The sequence below is a fragment of the Streptococcus sp. DD11 genome, assembly GCF_001578865.1.
In the GTDB taxonomy this organism is placed as follows: Bacteria; Bacillota; Bacilli; order Lactobacillales; family Streptococcaceae; genus Streptococcus; species Streptococcus panodentis.
The window spans coordinates 62916-66939 of the sequence record NZ_KQ969395.1 but is presented as its reverse complement, the minus strand read 5'-3'; the positions used below and the strand labels follow the sequence as shown (position 1 = coordinate 66939).

General features: G+C 48.7%; 4 protein-coding genes and 1 pseudogene. All 5 read right to left on the bottom strand.

What is annotated here, in order from left to right; all coding sequences use genetic code 11:
* Nucleotides 1-22 precede the first annotated feature (22 nt).
* Nucleotides 23-718 carry an ABC transporter permease gene (locus tag STRDD11_RS08070; protein ID WP_128836900.1) on the bottom strand — a complete coding sequence of 232 codons (696 nt, stop codon included), beginning with the start codon at nt 716-718 and terminating at the stop codon, nt 23-25.
* Nucleotides 719-734: 16 nt separating this feature from the next.
* Nucleotides 735-1643, bottom strand: coding sequence for an ATP-binding cassette domain-containing protein (locus tag STRDD11_RS08065; RefSeq protein ID WP_128836899.1), 909 nt, complete (start codon nt 1641-1643; stop codon nt 735-737).
* Between the two features lie 125 nt (nt 1644-1768).
* The gene (locus STRDD11_RS08060; RefSeq protein WP_128836898.1) at nt 1769-2491 is read right to left on the bottom strand and encodes a hypothetical protein; all 723 of its coding nucleotides are present in this window, start codon (nt 2489-2491) and stop codon (nt 1769-1771) included.
* A gap of 11 nt (nt 2492-2502) precedes the next feature.
* Nucleotides 2503-3411 carry an ATP-binding cassette domain-containing protein gene (locus STRDD11_RS08055; protein WP_128836897.1) on the bottom strand — a complete coding sequence of 303 codons (909 nt, stop codon included), beginning with the start codon at nt 3409-3411 and terminating at the stop codon, nt 2503-2505.
* A 145-nt stretch (nt 3412-3556) separates the two neighbouring features.
* Nucleotides 3557-4024 (bottom strand): annotated as a pseudogene (locus STRDD11_RS08050) (methicillin resistance protein FmtA); the annotation flags it as partial.

The window sequence follows — 4024 nt, the reverse complement described above, 5'->3', positions numbered from 1 at the left end:
CTGTTTGACCGCCTTGTTTCTTCTATAAATCCTTTTTATGAAGAGTATAGAGGCCAGCAGCTGTGAGGGCGGCGCCTGTTAGCAAGGCAATCAGGACAATTCTCATGGTCACGCCGCTGCTTTGGACCAATTCAAAGTCAAAGCTCATAGTCAGGTGCTGCAGCCATTGGGATTTGGGGTAAAATTGAGCGAGGGCACCGGTCAAAGATGCGCAGAAAAGGTGGGCTCCCAAAGCAGCAATCATGGACTTGCTCAGATAAAGGACGAAGGTAGTCATGGCAGTCCAAGCCATGGTAGCCAGAAACTGTACGCAAAATACAAGGATAAACTGAAACAGGAAGCTGGCTGACAGAGGGCCGATGCCATTCAGGACAGCCGCCACCATAAAGCTGAAGGCATAAAAGATAGCCATCTGCAGGGCTATGACACAGGCCATGACCAGGCCTTTGGAGATGAAGAAGCTGGTACGGGAGACACCGCTGGTCAGCGTATTTTTGTAGAGCTGCTGGGCCATATCCGTCCCGATGACGATCATGGAGAGGATAATGATGATAAAAGTATTATTACCGTGACCGCTGGAAACGCCCTGTATAGTCTGGACCGCGTTTGCCTTGCCAACGGCTGAGAAAAGGGTGAGCAGTAGAAAGATAGCTTCGGTAATCCAAACGGCTTTGGAACGAAAGAAACGGTAAAAATCTGCTTGAAAAGTATGTAACATGGGGTATTCTCCTTAATTATTGGACTAAATCTGTGAAATATTTTTCGAGGTCTTTGTGGGCTGCATAGATGCCGCTGATAGAAATATTGGCCAGGACCAGCTCCCTGACGATGGCATTGAGCTCCTGCTCCTGCGCCATGATATGCAGTTCGCCGGCCTTGTCCGCATCCTTGAGCTGGTAGTGAAGCTTTTCTTGGATGAGACTGGCAGCCTGCTCTGGCTCAGAGGCCTTGAGGACGATATAGTCTTCGCTGGCTTGGTCAAAGTCTTCCTTGGTAAATTCCGTCACCAGCTGCCCCTGGTCAATGATGCCAAACTTGCTGGCGACCAGATAGAGCTCGGACAGGATGTGACTGGAAATGATAAAGGTAATGCCTAGCTCTTGATTGAGCCGCTGGATCATATTCCGGAATTCCTTGATGCCGAGCGGGTCTAGGCCATTGATGGGTTCATCCAGTATCATCAGCTCTGGTTTATGGATCAGCGCGATGGCAATGCCTAGCCGCTGCTTCATGCCCAGAGAGAAGTTCCGAAATTTCTTCTTGCCGGTATCGGTCAGACCGACATAGGCCAGGGTTTCCTTGATAAGCTGGTCAGGCTGGGCAATCTGGTGAACCTTGCAGCAGTAGCTGAGATTTTCATAGGCGGTCATCTGATTGTAGGCCACCGGTGTTTCGATGACAGAGCCGGTCTTTCTCAGAGCCTCGGTCCATTCCTTAGAGGTCTGGGAGCCAAAGACAGACACGCTGCCGCTGCTGGCATGGATGAGCTGGGTAATCACCTTAATCAAGGTGGTCTTGCCGGTCCCGTTTTTGCCGATTAGGCCGTAAATCTCACCTTTTTGGATGGACAGGCTGACATCACGCAGGGCGTACTGCTGGCCGTATTGCTTGCTGAGGTTCTTGACCTCGAGGATGTTTTGCATGGGAATACTCCGTTTCTTTTTTATTTCCAGTTTACAGACTAAATTTCGAATGCTTATCAAGACATTCTCAAATGTTTTTAAAGAATGAAAAAGCAGCCAATCCGAAGACTGGCTGAGTCTTCCTTTTACAAATCCCGGGTCTGAAGCGTGTAGATGCCGGCTGCGGTGAAGGCGGCAGCAGCTATCAGGGCAGAGAGAAGGGTCAGACTTGCAGCGCCTTGTTCTGTAACCATGGTGATATTAAATCTCAAGGGGAGATATTGGAATAAGTCAACTTTTGGAAATATGGTCATAGGCAAACTCAGTATGGAATCGCCCAAGAGAAAAGTAATCATGAGAACCGCGATGGATTTGGTCCGATAGAGGACAAAGGTGATGCTACCGATCCAAGCCAGAGCACAAACATACTGGACCAAGATGCTCAGCCCCAGCTGTCCCCAATAAGCAGCGGGAAGACTGCTAAATCCTGTGGAGAAGGCGGAAGCCATGAAGGCAGTGCTGTAAGCCAGAAAGAAATGCAGGAGTGCAATCAGGGCGAAGGTCATGAATTTGGCAAGGTAATATTTGTTCAGGGATGTGCCACTGGTTAAGGTATTATGATAAAGTTTATTATTCAATTCAACCCCTAGCAGCAGGCTGATGATGATCACCATAAAGATGAACATCATTGGCATATCCTTTGATATAGCCTCAAAGGCAGGAAGGGCAGTGGAAAAGTCTCCTGGCTGAGCAGTTGTCACAGCGAGAACTGCAATAATGGCGCTGATGAGCAGAAAGAAAAGTTCAGTTCCCCAAAAGCCCTTGGAGCGAAAGAGTCGGAAAAAATCGGCTCGAAAAGTTTGTAACATAGGTCTTCTCCTTATTCAACTAAGTTTGTAAAGTATTTCTCTAAATCTCTATGAGGGGCATAGATCTCATCGATGGCAATATCGGATAGAACTAATTCCCTCGTGATGTTCCTAATCTCATGAGGCTGGGCCAGGATGTGGAGTTCATCGTCCTTGCCAGAGGGCTTGAGTTGATAGTGGAGCTTGTCCTGGACTAGCTGACCAGCTTGCTGGATGCGGTCGGTCTTGAGGACGACATAGTCCTCGCTTTCCCGGTCAAATTCCTCCTTGGTAAATTCCGTCACCAACCGGCCTTGGTTGATAATGCCAAATTTATTAGCAACCAGATAGAGCTCAGACAGGATATGGCTGGAGATGATGATAGTTATGCCCAGTTCTTGATTGAGCCGGCGGATCATCCCGCGAAATTCCTTGATACCGACCGGGTCTAGACCGTTGATGGGCTCGTCCAGGATGAGCAGGTCAGGCTTGGCCAAAAGGGTGATGGCAATGCCCAGCCGCTGCTTCATGCCCAGAGAAAACTCGCTGAATTTTTTCTTACCGGTCTTGGTCAGGCCGACATAGGTCAGGCATTCCTGGATGACTTTGCTGGGATTGTCAATCTTCCGCTCAATGCAGTAATAAAGTAGGTTGTCAAAGGCGGTCAGATGGGCATGGGCTACCGGGGTCTCAATGACAGCGCCGACCCGACTCAGGGCCTCCGTCCACTCCTGAGAATTGCTGGAGCCAAAGAGTGACACGCGGCCGCTGCTGGCGTGGATGATTCGAGTGACGATCTTAATCAGTGTTGATTTACCGGCCCCGTTCTTGCCGATCAGGCCGTAAATCTCGCCTTTTTTGATAGACAGGCTGACATCACGGAGGGCGTACTGCTGGCCGTATTGCTTGCTGAGGTTTTTGACCTCGAGGATGTTTTGCATGGGAATACTCCGTTTCTTTTTTTATTTTCTTTTAGTTTACAGGCTAAATTTCAAATATTTATCAAGTCATTCTAAAATATTTCTAAAGAATGATTGAATAAACTTCAGCCAATCCGAAGACTGGCTGAATTGTTGAGTTTGTGTCTTATATCACCCACCACTGATAGAGGGACCAGTAGAGGATGTTGGCAAGGATAGCCAGAGCAGACAGACTGGTCAGGACGGTCAGAGCAATGCAGCTCTTGCTCAGTTCTTTCCAAGCCTTGGCCACCAGTGGATAAACCGCACAGGCCGCCAGTATCAGGCCTAAACCAGCATAAATCATGTAGCGCCAGCTAGCCAGAAAGCTGATGTCCCCGCTGGTCATTGCAAGGAAAAACAAAGCAAAATTCAGGCCTGCAGCCAATACTGCCAGTGAGGTTACATAGTTCCAGATTCGCAGCTTTTTCGGCGTTTTGGCAGCTGTCTTTTTCAGCAGGCGGATCATGTCTATGCCGCCGCTGATAATCAGATTGATAACAGCATAGACCAGTCCTACAGCTGCTAAGAGATACATGGCCTGGTCCTTTTGGATTTCTGCATCTGGTATCTTAAGCGTGTCCCCGGTGCTGCT

Coding starts and splice junctions, on each gene's coding strand:
- STRDD11_RS08070 (WP_128836900.1), bottom strand. CDS start 718: ATGTTACATACTTTTCAAGCAGATTTTTACCGTTTCTTTCGTTCCAAA.
- STRDD11_RS08055 (WP_128836897.1), bottom strand. CDS start 3,411: ATGCAAAACATCCTCGAGGTCAAAAACCTCAGCAAGCAATACGGCCAG.
- STRDD11_RS08065 (WP_128836899.1), bottom strand. CDS start 1,643: ATGCAAAACATCCTCGAGGTCAAGAACCTCAGCAAGCAATACGGCCAG.
- STRDD11_RS08060 (WP_128836898.1), bottom strand. CDS start 2,491: ATGTTACAAACTTTTCGAGCCGATTTTTTCCGACTCTTTCGCTCCAAG.